Annotated in this window: 15 protein-coding genes and 1 pseudogene; 5 read left to right on the forward strand and 11 right to left on the reverse strand. The window is 68.6% G+C overall.

Annotation, left to right across the window (positions count from 1 at the left end; translation table 11 throughout):
- Positions 1 to 162 precede the first annotated feature (162 nt).
- Genes AB0G35_RS36245 through AB0G35_RS36255 form a run of 3 tightly spaced genes read right to left on the reverse strand, consistent with a single transcriptional unit; the run spans position 163 to position 2,188 of the window.
- On the reverse strand, positions 163 to 771 hold the full coding sequence (locus AB0G35_RS36245; RefSeq protein ID WP_360958741.1) for a hypothetical protein: 609 nt from the start codon (positions 769 to 771) through the stop codon (positions 163 to 165).
- A 2-nt stretch (positions 772 to 773) separates the two neighbouring features.
- Positions 774 to 1,871 (reverse strand): WXG100 family type VII secretion target, encoded by a 1,098-nt coding sequence (locus AB0G35_RS36250; protein ID WP_360958744.1) that lies wholly within the window; start codon positions 1,869 to 1,871, stop codon positions 774 to 776.
- Between the two features lie 2 nt (positions 1,872 to 1,873).
- The gene (locus AB0G35_RS36255) at positions 1,874 to 2,188 is read right to left on the reverse strand and encodes an ESX-1 secretion-associated protein (RefSeq protein WP_360958747.1); all 315 of its coding nucleotides are present in this window, start codon (positions 2,186 to 2,188) and stop codon (positions 1,874 to 1,876) included.
- A 431-nt stretch (positions 2,189 to 2,619) separates the two neighbouring features.
- Between AB0G35_RS36255 and AB0G35_RS36260 the strand changes: the two genes are divergently transcribed.
- The 3 genes from AB0G35_RS36260 to AB0G35_RS36270 all read left to right on the forward strand — a co-directional run bounded on the left by AB0G35_RS36260 (position 2,620) and on the right by AB0G35_RS36270 (position 4,066).
- Positions 2,620 to 3,099, forward strand: coding sequence for a hypothetical protein (locus AB0G35_RS36260; RefSeq protein WP_360958750.1), 480 nt, complete (start codon positions 2,620 to 2,622; stop codon positions 3,097 to 3,099).
- A gap of 67 nt (positions 3,100 to 3,166) precedes the next feature.
- On the forward strand, positions 3,167 to 3,577 hold the full coding sequence (locus AB0G35_RS36265) for a hypothetical protein (protein WP_360958753.1): 411 nt from the start codon (positions 3,167 to 3,169) through the stop codon (positions 3,575 to 3,577).
- A gap of 87 nt (positions 3,578 to 3,664) precedes the next feature.
- Positions 3,665 to 4,066 (forward strand): hypothetical protein, encoded by a 402-nt coding sequence (locus AB0G35_RS36270; protein ID WP_360958756.1) that lies wholly within the window; start codon positions 3,665 to 3,667, stop codon positions 4,064 to 4,066.
- Positions 4,067 to 4,307: 241 nt separating this feature from the next.
- Here the strand turns inward: AB0G35_RS36270 and AB0G35_RS36275 are convergent, their stop codons facing one another.
- Positions 4,308 to 5,216, reverse strand: coding sequence for an alpha/beta hydrolase (locus tag AB0G35_RS36275; protein ID WP_360958758.1), 909 nt, complete (start codon positions 5,214 to 5,216; stop codon positions 4,308 to 4,310).
- A 90-nt stretch (positions 5,217 to 5,306) separates the two neighbouring features.
- Here AB0G35_RS36275 and AB0G35_RS36280 point away from each other — a divergent pair, with 90 nt between their 5' ends.
- The gene (locus AB0G35_RS36280; protein ID WP_360958761.1) at positions 5,307 to 5,858 is read left to right on the forward strand and encodes a helix-turn-helix domain-containing protein; all 552 of its coding nucleotides are present in this window, start codon (positions 5,307 to 5,309) and stop codon (positions 5,856 to 5,858) included.
- A 594-nt stretch (positions 5,859 to 6,452) separates the two neighbouring features.
- Here AB0G35_RS36280 and AB0G35_RS36285 read toward each other — a convergent pair.
- The 3 genes from AB0G35_RS36285 to kdpB form a co-directional block, all read right to left on the reverse strand.
- Positions 6,453 to 8,564: a DUF1648 domain-containing protein gene (locus AB0G35_RS36285; protein ID WP_360958763.1), complete on the reverse strand. Its 2,112-nt coding sequence runs from the start codon at positions 8,562 to 8,564 to the stop codon at positions 6,453 to 6,455.
- Positions 8,561 to 8,914, reverse strand: a complete 354-nt coding sequence (locus tag AB0G35_RS36290; protein WP_360958766.1) for a GntR family transcriptional regulator — start codon at positions 8,912 to 8,914, stop codon at positions 8,561 to 8,563. Before AB0G35_RS36290 ends, AB0G35_RS36285 begins: the two co-directional genes overlap by 4 nt.
- A gap of 98 nt (positions 8,915 to 9,012) precedes the next feature.
- Positions 9,013 to 11,049, reverse strand: a complete 2,037-nt coding sequence (kdpB, locus tag AB0G35_RS36295) for a potassium-transporting ATPase subunit KdpB (RefSeq protein ID WP_360958779.1) — start codon at positions 11,047 to 11,049, stop codon at positions 9,013 to 9,015.
- Between the two features lie 446 nt (positions 11,050 to 11,495).
- Between kdpB and AB0G35_RS36300 the strand changes: the two genes are divergently transcribed.
- On the forward strand, positions 11,496 to 13,388 hold the full coding sequence (locus AB0G35_RS36300) for an NAD-binding protein (protein ID WP_360958769.1): 1,893 nt from the start codon (positions 11,496 to 11,498) through the stop codon (positions 13,386 to 13,388).
- Positions 13,389 to 13,413: 25 nt separating this feature from the next.
- On the opposite strand, the gene AB0G35_RS36305 is transcribed toward AB0G35_RS36300, so the two are convergent.
- The 4 genes and pseudogenes from AB0G35_RS36305 to AB0G35_RS36320 all read right to left on the reverse strand — a co-directional run.
- Positions 13,414 to 15,960, reverse strand: a complete 2,547-nt coding sequence (locus AB0G35_RS36305; RefSeq protein WP_360958772.1) for a sensor histidine kinase KdpD — start codon at positions 15,958 to 15,960, stop codon at positions 13,414 to 13,416.
- 60 nt (positions 15,961 to 16,020) lie between these two features.
- Entirely contained in the window at positions 16,021 to 16,704 is a 684-nt protein-coding gene (locus AB0G35_RS36310) for a response regulator transcription factor (RefSeq protein ID WP_360958774.1), read from the reverse strand.
- Positions 16,705 to 16,772: 68 nt separating this feature from the next.
- A complete protein-coding gene (gene kdpC, locus AB0G35_RS36315; protein ID WP_360958777.1) occupies positions 16,773 to 17,384 on the reverse strand; it encodes a potassium-transporting ATPase subunit KdpC in 612 nt (203 codons plus the stop codon).
- Positions 17,385 to 17,389: 5 nt separating this feature from the next.
- Positions 17,390 to 17,770, reverse strand: a pseudogene (locus tag AB0G35_RS36320) (potassium-transporting ATPase subunit B); the annotation flags it as partial.

The following is a 17,770-nucleotide window of genomic DNA, read 5'->3' on the forward strand; positions in this document are numbered from 1 at the left end:
GCTATGAACGCAAGGCCGAACACTTCCTCGCCTTCGTCGGCATAGCAGCGACCCTCATCGGCTACCGCCGCCTCACCAAGTGAAACGACGTCTAAGGCAGTATCGCTGTTCCCCACTGGAACGACACCGCCCATACGGCCCGGGCCGGCCCCGGGGACTTCGTCACTCCGGCCAGCGCCACACCTGATCGGGGAAGCCGTCGACGATGGCCGCGAGGTCGTCAGCGAGCGACAAAAGGTCCTCGTAGGTCTCGCGGCCATGCGTCCACCCGATCATGCGGTCCTTCTCGATACGCCAGCCCAGCCGGGCGTCGTGCATGCGCCGTTCCATGGCGTACGTACTGATGAGAGCCGCGAAGTCGGGGTCGGAGGCGCAGTAATGGACCAGGTGGGTGCCGAGGTCGGGCAAGGCTCTTGCAGGGCCCGTGAGGCGATTGAGCGCGGGACGTTTTTCCACCCGGTGGGACGCTGCCAGTCGGCGGCTGGTCACGGCAGTGGCCGGGAACGTGCGGGGAAGGCGTAGCACGGCAACGGAGTAGGTCCATGCGACATTTGCCTTGGCTCCGCGCTGCCATGCGAGGAGGTGGAAAAGGCTCAGGTCCCGGCCGTGAAAGCTGCCCTGGAGCAGGTTCCGAATGGCGAGGCCATCGGGGCCGAGGCTGAACGGGTAACCGCCGGGGTCGAATGCGGCGAGGTAGTCCCGGGCGTGCTTGCGGTACGTCCAGTCCGGGTCGTCCCGGAAGCGCTTGATGCTCCTGCGGATCTTGAACACGGTCAGTCAGAGCTGCTCAGTTCGGCGTTGGCGGCGTTGCCGGCGCCGTAGATGATGCCGTCGACGGGGATCTGCTGCCATCCGGGGAACCCCTCACGGCCGGTTGCACGGTGGGCGCCGCCGCTGTCGTTGATCTTTTCTCCCGCGTGGTTCGCACCGCCGCCGGCCGCCCCGGCGGCGCCACTGAACATGGCGTCCCGGAGGATGTCCTTGTCCTCCCCTTCGAAGATGATCTCGGCCCCGTCCGCCGCGGCCTGGCCACCCGCGCTGCCCACGCCCTCCGTGGCCATCCTGCCGAGCAGGTTCTTGCCCTCCAGTCCAGCGGCTATGGCCTTGCCGGGAGCCCACGCTTCTTCGGCAGCATGGGCTCCCGTATTCGTCGACCACCTGCCTACTCTCTCCCCGAGCCGGCCCGCGCCTTCCGCGATCCCCGCGCCCACGAACCCGGCCACGGCGGCATCCTGGAAATCCTGGCCCCAGGTGATCTTCTGCCCGGTGACCGCCTGCCCGCCGACGTTGCCGATGAAGTTGGCGCCGGTGTTCTTGCCGAACTCGATGGCGAACTTGAGCAGCTTGCTGTCAGCCATGGCCTGCTTCACGGTCTCCAGCGTCTTGGCAATCCTGATCAGGAGCTGTCCGAGCCGGGTGACTTCCGCTGTCGCCTCGGCAATCTCTGCCTCGGCCGCGCCCGCCGCGATGGCGTCGGAGAAGCCCGCGGTCAGTACCGAAAGGCCGATACCGATCGCCACCGTGGCGAGGACCTCCTCGACCACACGGTGCACCTCGTCATTGGCTTTCTGGATGGCGTACGCTGTGGTGTCCAGTTGATGGGCCACCGTTTCGAACTGCGGCAGAGCCTTCTCCACCTGGCCCCTGGTGTGTGTCCAGTGGGCGTGGAAGGCGTCGGCCGCAGCGCCGGTCCAGTTGTCACCGAGCCGGGTGACCTCGTGGGCCTGGGTCTCGATCGTGGTCTTCAGATCTTGCGCCATGTGGCGCCATGCCTCGGCACACGCCCGCAGGACCGACGGGTCCCCGCCAGGGTTGAAAAGGTCGAAGCTCTTCTCGATCTTGGGCTGCTGTTCCTGCTGCTGGTCGGCCAATGTCATTTCCCCCCGAACTTCCGGGCCTGCTCGGCGTCGGCTCCGTGGTAGGAAGCGACGGTGTGTTGCAGGCCCACGGCATAGTGTTTCAACCCGACACTCAGCTGTCGCAAGGACGTCACTGTGTTACGGGTCATCTCGACGTACTGCGACAGAACCTCGGTGGACTCGGACATCATGCCGAAGGCGTCATCCACGTTCTCCGCACGGGAGGCGAAGGCACTGATACGGCTGTCCAGGTGCTCGGAGGAGGAAGTGAAGTCCCGGGACAGGGCATTGACCGGCTCGGGATGAATCGAAAAGTGCTCATGCGCCATAGCTGTCCCCCAGGGTGAAGCAGTGCGTGATCGTTTGCGCCCAGGGATCGTATGCATTCGGCCAACGCAACTCGCGGCGGAGGGTGTGAATTTCACGGGTCCTTGATGCACGTGGCCGATGGGCTGTTAGTGCGGAGCCGCGTGGTCAGATATTGCCCACTTCATCGATGCGACTCTTACGTCTCTTTGGACCTCACCGCTGGCATCCTGACGAGCTCCTAACGATCAGGACCGGCCATATCCCCTAGCCTGAGCCGGTGGATGCGACTTCGGGTCCATCGACCGTGTCTGGGGGAAGTCTGATGAAGAGTCATCGTCATGTACGGAGCGTCGCTGCCATAGCGTGCGGGGCGGCCCTGTTGCTGACCACAACGGGTGCTGCGGAAGCGCAGACGCCGAAGCCCGTTGTCAGCTCTTCGACGGACACCCGAGTGGCGGCGCTGCTGGCGCAGCTTCGGTCACAGGGCATTGCGCAGGGAGAGGGCTCGCTGGCTGACTTGCAGCGTCAGGTCGAGAACGGGCCGACGTCTGTGGTTTCGGCTGCGCGCGGACTGCCCAAGTGCCGGGGGACCTTCCGTGCCGTCAGCGGCACGGTCACGCTCCAGGAGTCGATGAGACACGGCATACCGTGGGGCGTGAAGCTGTCCGCGGGCAACGCCCCGCAGGGCGTGGTGAAGTTCTCGGCCCAGATCTTCGCGAACAAGCGAGAGGCCAACGTCTACCGTACTCACAAGGAACTGTGGAGCTACCACTTCCACGGCCCGCTGCCGCGCACCTTCGACGTAAAGGGCAGCCGGAAGAAGTACACCATGAAGCGTGGGGACGACGTGTCGTTCCTTTGGACGTGGAAGTCTGTCAGCAAGCCGCGCAGCGGCGGCTACCGGTTTGTGAACTGTGAGTTCAAGCCGTAGGTCGGACCTGTCCTGGGGCGGCGCCGTATGCCGAGCCGGGCCAAGCAAGTGAGAAGGTGAGCTCGTCTTGGCGGCCATGGAGCCCGAGGACCTCTTCGCGCCGATCGACCACGACCTGCGGGTCTGCGGTCTGCGTCCCCGACTGGTGTTCACTGCCCCGCCAGGCGAGGACCCGCAGCAGTGGCGGGACCTGGTCGTGTCCGGGGCGCGGCTGGGCCCGCTCGAATTCGAACCGGAGTTGGCCGCGGACCCTGGTGCGGCGGTGAAGTCGCTGGCGTTCCATACTCAGGCGGCCGTTCTCGAAAATCTGCAGTTGATCGAGGGCGGCCGCGCCTGGCCCGTATGCCGGGGCAAGCACTGTCATCCGATGTCCCTCGTTTCCGAGAGCGAGGAAGCCTGGCCTCATTGGAAGTGTCCAGTGGATGCCTCCTACCACTGCGCGGTGGGAGAACACCCTGGAGTGACGGGCGCGGCGTGAGGTGGGGGCCCAGGTCACCTCTCCGGGGTGGGTATTCCAGGCGCACTGGGATCCGACGCGACAGCGATTTCCCCATCAGGTTCATTGGTGGGGCTCTGGAAGTCCGCACTGTATGTCTCGAAGATCTTCGTCAGCCTCGCCAGTGCTTGTGCATCCACGAACGAGTCGTCCTGTGACGATGGAAAACGGGGTGGCAGGATGTGGTCAGGCCGGCACGACGACTACTTCGAACAGACCGCACGGTTGATTGCCGAGCAGTTGCAGCGAAGCCGCTCCTTAGAGCGCGCCAAGGCCGTTAAGTTCAGCAGAGAGCAAGTGGAACAGAGTCGCAAGATCGCCCATGACGTCCAAGCACTGGAACTGGAACGTCTTGCGATCCTCGGGCAGATCCCGCAGGCCGAGTACAAGGCGCGCATGGCCGCTCTGGAGGAAGACGCGGACGACGGAACCCGATATGACAGCCCGTACCTGGGGTGGTCGGGGACGTGAACCGGCCTGAGTGCAACGAGCCAGTGACCTGCGGTTGTTTGCCCGGTGAGCCCGATGAGATGCCCGGTGTGCTCGCGTTGCGGGTCGGCAATCGACTGCGCCGTCAGGCCATGTCGGATTCCGGGGCGGGCCCACGCTCGTGCACTGGGCCTCGTCCTTGACGCGGGGCCGGCGGCAGTGAGGCGCCGTGCGCAGCAATTCGGCCCGGCCGGTGATGCCTCTGGCTCAGGTTACCCGGCCGTCATCTCGCTGAACTCATCGTCCGGAGAAGGTCGTTGACCGCCTGGAGCACGGCGTCCGGGCGTTCCTCATGGAGCCAGCCGTGTCCTGCGTCGTCGAGGATGCGGTGTTCGCCGCGCGGGGATTCCGCGGCCAGTTCCGCGTGCAGGGCGCGCTTGCTCTCGTTGATCTCGTGCAGCAGTTCTTCGGGCCAGAGGTGGGCCTGTGTGGTGTCGTGCCCCATGGCGGAGAGCACGATCAGCGGCACGTCGGGGGTGTCCGGTGCGCGCCGGAACTCGTCGGCGACCTTGTCGTAGAGGTTCTGGTTCTCCTGCGAGGCGACCCGCCAGGTGGCGAGGTGGCGTTCGATCAGCGGCTTGCGCACGGGCTCTGGCCAGGCCGCGAAGTGGGGTGCCATCTGGACGCGGGACTGCTGGATCTGCTCCTGCGTGAGCTCCACCAGCTCCTGGTCCCGCATGTCTTCCAGCATCCGGTCCAGCCGCTCCCGCGCCGCCAAGGGTGCGCGTACGACCAGGTTCTCGTGGAACGGGTCGAGCAGGAGCAGGCCGGCGACCTCGCCGGGGAAGCGCCTCGCGTAGTGGCGTGCGTAGGCGCCGCCCAGGGAGTGGCCGACCAGCAGGTACGGGCCGGGCACGGCGGCCGTGCGCAGAAGCGTTTGCAGTTCGTCGGTGACCTCGGCCGCGGTGCGGGGCAGCTCGGCCGGGTCGCTCCAGCCGTTGCCGGCGCGGTCGTAGAGCACGCTGCCGGTCAGCTCGGCGACACGGTGGTGGATGTTCAGGTAGTCCAGGCTCATCAGCCCGCTTCCCGCCAGGAACACCGCGGTCGGGCCGCCGTTGCCGGAGCGATGCAGCATCAGCCGCCGCCCGTCGATGTCGTAGTGGCGTCCCAGCGGTAGCGATGGGTGCGGCATGGTCGACTCTCCCCGTTCACTCGACGTCACTGTTCAACGAGCCATTGTTCTTAAGTTTGAGAACAGTATCAGCCGTGAGAATGTGAGCCCATGGATACGGTCGAACTGCTGCTGCACCCGGTACGGCTGCGCATCGTGCACGCCATGTCCGGCGGGCGGACGCTCACCACGTCGCAGGTGTGCGCGCTGCTGCCCGACGTGTCGAAGGCCACCGTGTACCGGCATGTCGGATTGCTGGCCGACGGCGGCCTCCTGGAGGTGGTGGGTGAGCAGCGGGTGCGTGGCGCCGTCGAGCGCCGGTACCTGCTGCGGGGAGAGCGGGCGGTGATCGACGCCGACACCGCGGCGTCGGTGTCGGTGGAGGACCACCGGCGCGTGTTCGCCGTGGCCATGGCCACCCTGCTCGCTGAGTTCAACGCCTACCTCGACCGGGACGACGCCGATCCGACAGCCGACCTGGTGGGCTACCGCCAGCACGCGCTCTGGCTCAGCCGGGGCGAACTCGCCGAGCTGATCGGCGAGATGCGCGAAGCGCTCGTCTCACGGATGGGGAACACTCCCTCGGCCGAGCGCACCCGCCACCTGATCAGCCCGATCCTGTTCCCCGCCGAGGGGCCGCCCCCGACCGACGACAGTTCCTGAGTGCCATGTCGCCACGAAGTCGACCGAGCTGGTAGCGGGGTGTCAGCGGCCGGGCCGGGCGACCCGCTCTTCGCGAAGTCCACCCCGCATTCGGTCGGTTGATCTCAAGCCTTGTTAGTGCCGTGGGTCGGTGCCCTCTAACGGGGAACAAGGGGCAAGGAACGGAGAACGTGGCCGTGGGGGGCGCACATGACGGGCACGGACATCTGGCGCGTCGTGGAAGGGGTGACCTGGACCGCCGTCGCCGGAGCGCTCTGCACCGCGGTCGTCACTGTGACCCTGGGCGCCCGCGTCCGGCGCTTGCGGACCCGCAGGGCCAGGCGAGGGACCCGCGCCGCTTTGAGGTCATGTCCGATCCGCCGCCGCCCGGCCTGGTGGCGCACGGCGCGCCGGCCGCCTGGCCTGCAGCACGACGTCGGGATCGGGGGCTGCGGGGCTGCGGCGCACATCGAACTGGTCTCAGTGCCACGCTGACGCCGAGCACGCCAAGGAAATGGCGGCTCGGCGCCCGAACACGGCGCGTTCGCCCTTCCGTCGGGCGCATGGTCCACCAGAGCGGGCCCGTCGGCGTCGTGGCGGCCGTACGCGAGGTGCTCAGCTCGTCGTGAGGTGCTGCCAGGGCCGGACGAAGTCGTGCAGGGCGCGCTGCGCGGCCGGGGCGATCATCTGGTCGTTGACCGGGGTGCCCGCGGGGTGAAGGAAGTGGTCGAGGCCGGGCAGGACCCGTAGCCCGGGACCAGTGGTGCGGGCCGCTGCCAAGGCGGTGAGCAGTGGCGGTGTGGTTCGGCACGGCACGTTGGTGTCCGCGGTGCCACAGGTGACCAGGGCCCGGGTGCCGTGGGCGACGCGCCGGGCGATGTCCGGCGGATAGATGGCGTCGTCGCTGCGGACGAACGTGGCGTTGTGCGGATCGAACAATCCGTTCAGCAAGGAGGCGATGAACGGCAGGAGTCCTGAGGTGTCCACCTGGCGCTCGGCGCGGAAGTCCGCGATGGCCCGGGATACGCCTGTCTTGTTCAACTGCGCCTGCTCGGAGCTGAGTTCACCCGCCACGACGAGTCGGTCCAAGGTGCCTGCGAGTTGATAGTCGATCGCGTCCAGGAGTCGTGTGTCCTGCGGGGCGATGAGCGCGAGCCCGGCGGGCTTCGTCCGTACGGCGCGGTCTACGAGCAGGGCCTGGAGGCCCCCCTCGCTGTGCCCGACGATGAGCAGCTTGTTCCGGTCGGCCTCGGGCTGGGCGCGCAGGGCGTTGTACGCGGCCACGGCCTGCCTGGTGTACGCGGCCATGTCGATGTGGTCCGAGTTCTTGTACCGGCCCCATCCGGTACGGCCGGTGCCGTACTTGTCGAAGCGCAGGCTCATCACACCGTCCTCGCCGAGGGTGCTCGCGAACAGGGCGAGGGTGTGCGGGGTGGTCGCGGGCGGCTGGTCGCCGTTGCGGTCGGTCAGGCCGCTGCCGGGGATCAGCAGGGCGGCGGGGAGCCGTTGGCCCGCGCGATGGGCGGGGATGTGCACGGTGCCGTACGTGGTGGTGCCGTCGGCAGTGAACCGCACCTGGCGATCGCCGGCGGGGACAATCGGTGTGGAGCGGGTTGATGTGACGGCTTCAGCCGTCCCTAACGCCGGCCCGGTCGTGGCGATGGCCACCGTGGCCATGAGTACGGCCAGTGTGCAGCGCCGCCAAGTGGTAGTGCTCCCACGCATGTGTTCTCCCAACGGGTGGAGCGCGGGATCGGCGCGGTTGAAGTAGAGCGATCCCGCACTGCGCCAGTGCCGGTCGTCGTCGCGCCGTACCACACCGGTGTTCTCCTCCGGTGCCCCGTCGCTCCCGGCGGGCAGTCGGCTGCCCCCTTGACCGGTACGGACCGCGACGCCGACGACGATGGCGAGACCGGCCAGGATCGGCAGCATCACGAGTACCGGGGACAGTTTCTGGTCGGCATGCCAGATCGGCCAGGCCCCGGCGAGCATCGACAGGTCGACGCAGGCGGCCAGCGCCAGCAGGGAGATCACGGCACGCACCGAGAAACGGCGGTGCCTGCGTGTGGAGTCGGCGGCTCGCGCCGGGTCGAGTTCCGGCCGGGCGCGGAACGAGAACCAGGCCAGTACCAGGATCGTCGCGGTCACCCCGGCTTGCACGAAGACCGGGAAGAACACGCTGCCGACCGACTTGGTGGCGAAGCGGTCGGGGATGCCGGAAGCGTTGAAGTGCACCGCGAGACGCTCGGGTACCGCCGGGTAAAGGACGATGGACGTCACCACCGTGGCCGCCACGATCAGCAGCGCCGGGATCGACCAGAGCCAGGGAAAGGCTTCCGGATCAGTGCGGAGCGAAGTGTCGGTCACCACGCCCTGGCGAAGGCCGCGGTACCAGTCCTCATCCCGCTTGGCCGCCGCGACCGCCACCCGGGCCCGGTTGAAGGCGGCCAGGAACACCGCGAGGATCAACGCCGGCACCACGCCGGGCCACACCAAATGGGTGGTGGTCGACACCCCGACGCTCAGGGCGGCAAGCGCTCCACCGGCCGTGCCCACCAGCCATCGATAGCGCTTGCGTTGCTCGGCGATCACCGGAGCGTCCGCCCGCGCGGCGGGGATGCGCACTCCGAAGGGCAGCGTCGGACTCGTCAGTGAGGGGGTCAGCCACGCTACTGCCAACACCACCAGTGGTACGGCCGCGTTGACCAGTAGTGCTCCGCTGTTCATGACGCCGAATCTCCTTGCTCGGCGCCGGGGTCGGCGCCGCCTGCGGTACGTGCGGATGACGTGAACGAGGTCAGGACGGATCCGCAGCTGTGCAGAACCGCCGGATCGCCGACGCCGTGGGCGACCGCTTCGGCGAGCAGCGTCCGCAGCCGGGTCTCCCACTCGTCGGTGAAGCCGGGTTCCGGCGGGCCGGTGCGGGCGTCACGCTGCACCAGGGCACCGCTCTTGCGGTTGATCCGCAGGAGCCCCTCCCGCCGCAGCAGGTCATACGCCTTGTTCACGGTGTGGAAATTGATGCCCAGATCGACGGCGAGCTGCCGGGTCGAGGGCAGCGAACTGCCTTCGACCAACGTCGATCGCCTCGCCCGTCGCGCGCAGGGCAGTGCGGCGGATCAGCTTTTCAGGCCGCCGTGGCCGTAGCGCGCATCCCGTGCAGTTGCGGCGACGCTCAGCCGAGGCCGGGGATCGGGGAGATCAGCAGGTCGATGAGTTTGATGCCGAGGAACGGGGCGATGAGGCCGCCGAGTCCGTAGCGGGTGAGGTTGCGGCGCAGCAGGTCGTGGGCGGAGGCGGGGGTGTAGCGCACGCCGCGCAGGGCGAGCGGGATCAGGGCGATGATGATGAGCGCGTTGAAGATGATCGCGGAGGTGATGGCGGAGGTCGGGCTGTGCAGGCCCATGATGTTCAGGTCCGCCAGGCCCGGATAGACGCCGGCGAACATGGCCGGGATGATCGCGAAGTATTTCGCGACGTCGTTGGTGATCGAGAAGGTGGTCAACGCGCCGCGGGTGATGAGGAGTTGCTTGCCGATCTCGACGATGTCGATGAGCTTGGTGGGATTGGAGTCGAGGTCGACCATGTTGCCCGCCTCCTTGGCGGCCGACGTGCCGGTGTTCATCGCCACGCCGACGTCCGCCTGGGCCAGGGCCGGCGCGTCGTTGGTTCCGTCGCCGGTCATCGCGACCAGCTTGCCGCCCTCCTGTTCCCGGGCGATCAGGGCGAGTTTGTCCTCGGGCGTGGCCTCGGCCAGGTAGTCGTCGATGCCCGCTTCCTGGGCGATGGCCTTGGCCGTGAGGGGGTTGTCGCCGGTGATCATGACCGTACGGATGCCCATGCGGCGCAGTTCGGCGAAGCGTTCGCGGATGCCGTCCTTGACGATGTCTTTGAGGTGGATGACGCCCAGAACCCGCGGCCCGTAACGGTCGTGCACCGCTACCAGCAGCGGGGTGCCGCCGGACGCGGCGATGGCGTCGGTGAACATGAGGGCCTCGGGGGGTACTTGGCCGCCGCGCCTCACCACCCAATCGATGACCTGGGCAGCCGCACCTTTGCGGATCGCGCACCCCGAACCGTCCGTCCAGCGCAGGGTGACGCCGCTCATCCGGGTCTGTGCGCTGAAGGCGACGTACTCGGCCTGCTGGAGCTCGCCTTCGGCCGGTGCCCGCAGCCCGTACTTGTTCTTGGCGAGGACGACGATGGAACGGCCCTCGGGCGTCTCGTCGGCGAGGGAGGAGAGCTGGGCGGCGTCCGCGAGCTGGAGGTCGTCGAGGCCCGGGAGCGGGACGAAGGCGGCCGCCTCGCGATTGCCGAGGGTGATGGTGCCGGTCTTGTCGAGCAGCAGGGTGTTGATGTCGCCGGCCGCCTCGACCGCACGTCCCGACATGGCAAGGACGTTGCGCTGGACGAGGCGGTCCATGCCGGCGATGCCGATCGCGGAGAGCAGCGCGCCGATCGTCGTGGGGATGAGGGTGACGAGAAGGGCGACGAGCACGGCCGTCTGCTGCGCCGCGCCGGCGTAGGCGGCCATCGGCTGCACGGTGACGACGACGAGGATGAAGACGATGGTGAGCGCGGCGAGCAGGATGTGCAGTGCGATCTCGTTGGGTGTCCGCTGCCGGGTCGCGCCCTCGACCAGGGCGATCATGCGGTCCAGGAAGGAGTTCCCGGGGCGGGAGGTGATGCGCACGACGATGCGGTCGGACAGCACGGTGGTTCCGCCGGTGACACCGGAGCGGTCGCCGCCCGACTCGCGGATGACGGGCGCGGATTCGCCGGTGACCGCCGACTCGTCGACCGCGGCGACGCCGTCGACGACATCACCGTCAGCCGGGATCGTCTCGCCCGCCTCGACCAGGACGAAGTCGAACGGCTGCAGATCGGCGGCGGCGACGGTCTCGGTCTCGGCTCCCCGGAGGTCGATGCCGACCCGCCAGTTGTTGCGCAGTCGCCGGGCGGTGATGTCCATACGCGCCTTGCGCAGGGATGCGGCCTGCGCTCTGCCGCGGCCCTCGGCGACCGCCTCGGCGAGGTTGGCGAAGACCACCGTCAGCCAGAGCCAGCCGCTGATCACCCAAGTGAAGACGGACGGGTTGAGGAGTGCGGAGAGGGTGGTGAGGAGTGAACCGCAGGCCACGACGAACAGCACGGGGTTGGTGGCCAGAGCCCGCGGATGCAGCTTGCGCAGCGCTTCGGGAAGGGCTGTCAGCAGTGCCTTGGGGTCGAAGAGTCCGCTCGGCGTCCGTCGCCGCCGTCGGCCTCTTGGTGTGGGGGTGCCCTGGGGGGAGACGGTGACTGAGCCGCTGGGCGAAGCCGTCGGGGCGGGGGAGGGGGCGGGAGCCATACGGGGACCTTCTGGGAGTGCGGCCTCCTGCGTGTGCGGGCGGCCGGGTGGTCTGAGAGACGGTGGCCGAGGTCGGGCAGGCCGGTGGGCGGAGCGCCGTCGCCTCGTGCATCCGTCGGCCGCGATCGAACCTATGGCGCCACCGAGCGGCGCACGTCATGGCACGTACGGAATTTGCGGCTCTCTTACGGTGTGACACGATCGGCGCCATCAGGCCATACGCAATCTTGACGACGAACTGTTGTGCGCACCGGAACCGCTCGCCCCGCCCGGGCAATCTTGACGACGTGACGTCAACTCTCCATCTGCGTATGCCATTCGGGCAGCGCTCGCAGCACATGGTGATCTGCGGAAACGACGGACTCGCGCACCGTCTGGCGGTGACGCTGGACGCTGTCTGTGGTGAGGCGGTCACCGTGGTGCTGCCCTCGGGGCGCGACGGCCACGCGCCGGAGATCGCCGCCCTGCACCGTGATCCGCAGTCACCGGTCGAACTGCTGGTGGCCGCCCGTCCGGATGAACAGACGCTGCGCGCCGCCGGGGTGGAGCGGGCCGCCGCGCTCGCCCTGACCTACCGCGACGACCAGGTCAACGTGACCGCCGCACTGCTGGCCCGCACTCTCAACCCGACCATCCGCCTGGTCATCCGCATGTACAACCGAGAGCGCGGCAGCCATCTCGAACGACTGCTGGACCGCGCCGTGTTGGCGCTCGGGCGGACCGACGGCACGTCGCTGGACATGTCCACCACGGTGCTGTCCGACACCGACACCGCGGTCCCGGAGCTGGTGTCCGCCGCGGCGGTCGGTCAGGGACACACCCTCCAGGTCGAGGGCCAGGTCTTCCGCGGCGTCGTACGCCCTGCTCGCACCCCGGCCCAGTCCGCCGACCTGGCCACACTGGCGGTGCTGTCCGGCGCCCACCAGGACGACCCGGCCAGCGAGGACAGCCCCGAGACGCCGGGGGAGGAGGGCACCCAGCTGCTGCCCGACACCTTCACCGCCTACCACCGGCAGTTCACCCACGGTCGGCTGATGCTGGAGGAGGTCACCCACCACCACCCGCCCGAGGCCCCGCCACGGGGCCGGCGCAGTTACGGTGCTTGGCTGCGGGACCGGCTGGCGCATCTGCCGTGGAAGGTGTTCCTCTCCCGCGAGCTCATCGCCGTCTTCGGGGCGCTGGCCGCGATCGTGCTGGTGCTGGCCGGTGCCACTGCCCTGGCCGAGTCCGAGCCGCTGTGGAAGTCGCTGTATCTGCCGCTGCTGGACATCTTCACCATGGGCGATCCGGCGACCGACGAGTCCCCGGCCCGCCGGGTGCTCCAGCTCATCGCCGGCTTCGTCGGTCTGGCCGTACTGCCGCTCGTGGTCGCCGCGACGATGAACGCCACCGACGCATTCCGCAAGGCATCTGTCGGACACCCGCCCGCCGAGGACCTGGCCGATCACATCGTGCTGGTCGGCCTCGGCAAGATCGGTACCCGGGTGCTGGCCCAACTGCGTACCACCGACCACCATGTGGTCGTCATAGAACGCGATCCGCACGCCCGCGGTGTCCCTCTCGCCCGCGAGCTGGGTGTGCCGCTGCTGCTGGAGGACGCCGGTGCGCCCGGTGTCCTCGACCGCGCCCGGATCAGTCAGAGCAAGTCGCTGCTGGTCCTCACCCGCGACGACGGCGAGAACCTCGACATCGCGATGGCCGCCCGCGAGAGCAACCCCCAGGTGCGGGTGGTGATGCGGCTCTACGACGACGACTTCGCCGCCACCGTCTCCCGCACGATGCGCGCCTCCTACCCCGACGCCACCACGCGCAGCCGCAGCGTCTCGGCGCTCGCCGCTCCGTCCTTCGCCGCCGCCATGATGGGCCGTCATGTCCTGGGCGTCATGCCCGTCGAACGCGGCTCCCTCCTCTTCACCACCGTGGACGTCGCCGGGCACGCTGAGCTGGAGGGCCGCTCCCTCCACCAGGCCTTCCGCGAGAACGAATGGCGGGTGCTGGCGATCGGGTCCGCGGCCGTGCCCCCTTCCTCTGCCTCGGGCGACGCGATGGGCGGCCTCCGTCTCGACCGGCCGGGCTTCGACTGGCGGCCCTCTCACGGCAGGGTCCTGCGCGCCGGTGACCGGGTCGTGGTGGCGTCCACCCGCCGCGGCCTGGACTTCCTGATGACCGGTGTGCAGCCGCATCGGGCGGACCCGCGTACGTGAGCGTGCCCGGGGATGCCCGGGGCGATTACGAAGTGACCGCGGCCGGAAGGTCGGGCTTGGCCAGCTGGTGTCCGGCGGCGGTGGGGACGGTGAGGACCATCGTCATACCGCCGCCGGGCGTGTCCTCGGCGGTGAGGGTGCCGCCGATGGCCTCCGCGAAGCCGCGGGCGACCGCCAGCCCGAGGCCGACACCCGCGCCGCGCGGCGCGTCACCGTAGCGTTGGAAGGGCTCGAAGATGCGGTCCTTGGCGTCGTCGGGGACGCCGGGGCCGCGGTCGGCGACGCGCAGTTCGACGCGGTCGCCGAGTGCGCTGGCGGATACGAGTACGGGCTCGCCTTCGGGGCTGTACTTCACCGCGTTTTCGACGAGGTTGGCGACCGATCGCTCCAGCAAGCCCGGGTCGACGGCGACCATCGGCAGCTCCTCGGGGATGTCGAGGGCGACGCTGCTCTCCGGCACGCCGCCGAGCGCCATCGGCACGACCTCGTCGAGGTCGATTTCGCGGATCAGGGGGGTGACGGTGCCGGTCTGGACGCGGGACATGTCCAGGAGGTTGCCGACGAGGTGGTCGAGACGGTCGGCGCCTTCCTCGATGCCCGCGAGGAGTTCGGCCTGGTCCTCGTCGGACCATTCGATGTCGTCGGAGCGCAGGGAGGTGACGGATGCCTTGATGCCTGCCAGTGGTGTGCGCAGATCGTGGCTTACAGCGGCGAGCAGGGCGGTGCGGATGCGGTTGCCCTCGGCCAGCTTGCGGGCTTGCTCGGCCTGGGACTGGAGACGCTGGCGGTCGAGGACGACGGCGGCCTGCGCCGCGAAGGCGGCGAGCACGCGGCGGTCTTCGGCGGGCAGCACGCGGCCCGTCAGCGCGAGGGCCATGTGATCGCCGACGGGCATGTCGACGTCCGCGTCCTCGGGGCGAGCCAGTGGACTGACGTCGCCCACGCTGCCTGAGCAGGTCCACGGCGCCGTCTCGCTCTCCCGTTCCAAAAGCGCTACGGCCTCCATCGCAAACGTCTCGCGCACCCGCTCCAGGAGGGCATCCAGTGTGGTCTCACCGCGCAGCACGCTGCCCGCCAGGAAGGACAGGACCTCGGACTCGGCACGCAGCCGCGCCGCCTGGTGAGTACGCCGGGCCGCGAGATCGACGACGGACGCGACCGAGATCGCCACCATCACGAAGATGACCAGAGCGAGGATGTTCTTGGGATCCGCGATGGTGAGGCGGTGCACCGGTGGGGTGAAGAACCAGTTCAGCAGGAGAGAGCCGACCAGTGCCGACGCAAGCGCCGGCAGGAACCCGCCGAGCAGCGCCGCCGCCACCGTGAGCATCAGGAACATCAGCATGTCGTTGGCGAGGCCGAGGCTCGCCTCGACGTACAACAGCAGCAGGGTCAGCAGCGCCGGCCCCACCGATCCGACCAGCCAGCCCCAGATGATCCGGGACCGTCCGAGCCGTGCGCCGCGGGCGACGGGCAGTCCGCGGCCCTTGGCGACCTCCTCGTGCGTGACGATGTGGACATCGAGGTCGGGGCCCGAATCGCGGGCTACGGTCGCGCCGACACCGGGGCCGAAGATGTACTGCCATGCCTTGCGCCGGGAGGATCCCACCACGATCTGGGTGGCGTTCACACCGCGGGCGAATTCGAGCAGGGCGGAGGGGATGTCCTCGCCCAGGACGTGATGGAAGGTGCCGCCCAGGTCCTCGACGAGGGTGCGCTGGACGGCGAGTTCCTTGGGGGAGCCGGCGGCCAGCCCGTCGCTGCGGGCGATGTAGACGGCCAGTACTTCGCCGCCGGCGCCCTTCTCCGCGAGCCGGGCGGCGCGCCGGATCAGCGTACGGCCCTCGCTGCCGCCCGTCAGCCCGACGACGATCCGCTCCCGCGAGCCCCAGATCTTCGAGACCCGGTGTTCGCTGCGGTACTCCTGCAGGTACTCGTCGACCCGGTCGGCCACCCACAGCAGCGCCAGCTCGCGCAGCGCGGTGAGATTTCCGGGCCGGAAGTAGTTCGACAGCGCCGCATCGACCTTGTTGGGCTTGTAGATGTTGCCGTGCGCCATGCGACGGCGCAGCGCGTGCGGAGACATGTCGACCAGCTCGATCTGGTCGGCGCGGCGCACCACCTCGTCGGGGACGGTCTCCTTCTGCCGGATGCCGGTGATCGACTCGACGATGTCACTGAGCGACTCCAGGTGCTGGATGTTCACCGTGGAGATCACATGGATCCCCGCTTCCAGCAGCTCTTCGATGTCCTGCCAGCGCTTCTCGTTGCGCGATCCGGGGACGTTGGTGTGCGCCAGCTCGTCGACCAGAGCCACGGCCGGCCGGCGTGCCAGGACCGCGTCGATGTCCATCTCGGTGAAGACCGTGTCGCGGTACGCCAGCTCCGTGCGGGGGACCTGTTCCAGGCCGTGCAGCATCACCTCGGTGCGCGGCCGGTCGTGATGCTCGACGAAGGCGACCACACAGTCCGTGCCGCGCTCCACGCGCCGATGTGCCTCGGACAGCATCGCGTACGTCTTGCCGACGCCCGGTGCCGCGCCGACATATATTCGCAGCTTGCCGCGTGCCACGTGGTCCCGCTCTCTGTGTCGTGCCGGTGATTCTTCGGTGGAGGGCTGAGGCCGGCAAGGTCAGGGGTCGAAGCGGTATCCCATGCCGGGCGCGGTGAAGAAGTGCCGCGGATGTGCCGGATCCGCTTCCAGTTTGCGCCTCAGCTGAGCCATGTAGACGCGAAGATAGTTCGTCTGGGTGCTGTGGGAAGGACCCCATACCTCTTGGAGCAGCTGCTGCTGGGAGACGAGCCGACCGCTGTTGCGTACGAGCACCTCCACCAGGTGCCACTCGGTCGGGGTGAGCCGGATGTCGCGCCCTTCACGCCGGGCCTTCTTGGCGAGGAGGTCGATGGTAAAGCCCTCGGTCTCGATGACCGTGGTGCCGACGGCCGGCTTCCCGGCCTCGACCCGGCGAGCCGCGGCGCGCAGCCTCGCCAGCAGCTCATCCATGTCGAACGGCTTGGTGATGTAGTCGTCGGCACCCGCGTCGAGTGCGGTCACCTTCTCCTGGGAGGTCCGGCGGGCGGAGACCACCAAGATGGACGCGCGGCTCCAGCCCCGCAACTCCCTGATCACATCGTTGCCGTCCATGTCCGGCAGACCGAGGTCCAGCAGGACGACATCCGGCGGGCGTGCGGCGGCGCGGCGCAGCGCATGTGCCCCGTCGGGCGCGGTCTCCACGTCGTAGCCGCGCGCCTTCAGATTGATCTCCAGAGCCCGCATGAGCGGTGGCTCGTCCTCGACCACCAGCACCCGGGTCATCGGTGTCACCTTTCTGCACGTACGTGGCGCCGCGGGCGGCCGGCTTCCGACGGCCACCCGCGGCACGATCACTTCTGGGCGAGTTCCTTGAGCGCGATGTTCAGCTTGAGGACGTTCACCGAGGGCTCGCCGAGGAAGCCGGCAGTACGGCCCGCGGTGTTCGCCTTGACCAGCTCCTCGACCTGCTCGACGCCCACCTTGTTGGCCTTGGCCACCCGCTTGACCTGGATCTCGGCGTAATCGGGCGAGATGCCGGGGTCGATGGCGGAGGACGAACCGGTGACCGCGTCCTTGGGGACCTCGGACTGCGGTACGCCGTTGAACTCGGCGACCTGCTTCTTCGCCGCCTTCACGTTCTTGACCAGCGTGGGGTCGCTGGCCCCGAGCTGGCTGGAGCCGGTGGCCATCGGGTCGTACTTGCTGTGGGACGGGCGTCCCTGGAACCACTTGGGGTCGGGCTTGTCCGTGCCCTTGATGTTCCAGCTCTGGCCGATGAGCTCGGAGCCCACGACCTTGCCGTCGACCTTCACCTCGGAGCCGTTGGCCTTGTCGTGGAAGAGCCCCTGTGCGATGCCCGTGACGACCAGCGGATAGATGACGCCGCACACGACCGTCAGGACCAGCAGGATGCGCAGCGACGCCCACGCCAGGCGGAGGGTGCTTGCTACGGAGTTGTTCATGGCGATCAACCGATTCCGGGGATCAGAGAGATGAGCAGGTCGATGATCTTGATGCCGATGAACGGGGCGATCAGCCCGCCCAGGCCGTAGATGCCGAGGTTGCGCCGCAGCATCTTGTCGGCGCTCATCGGCCGGTACTGCACGCCCTTCAGGGCGAGCGGCACCAGCGCGATGATGATCAGCGCATTGAAGATGACCGCCGACAGGATCGCGGACTCCGGCGAGGCCAGGCCCATGATGTTGAGCTTGTCCAGGCCTGGGTACGCCACCGAGAACATCGCCGGGATGATCGCGAAGTACTTGGCGACGTCGTTGGCGATCGAGAAGGTGGTCAGTGCGCCCCGGGTGATCAGGAGCTGCTTGCCGATCTCGACGATCTCGATGAG

This window comes from Streptomyces sp. NPDC021749, from assembly GCF_040640655.1.
Taxonomy (GTDB): Bacteria; Actinomycetota; Actinomycetes; order Streptomycetales; family Streptomycetaceae; genus Streptomyces.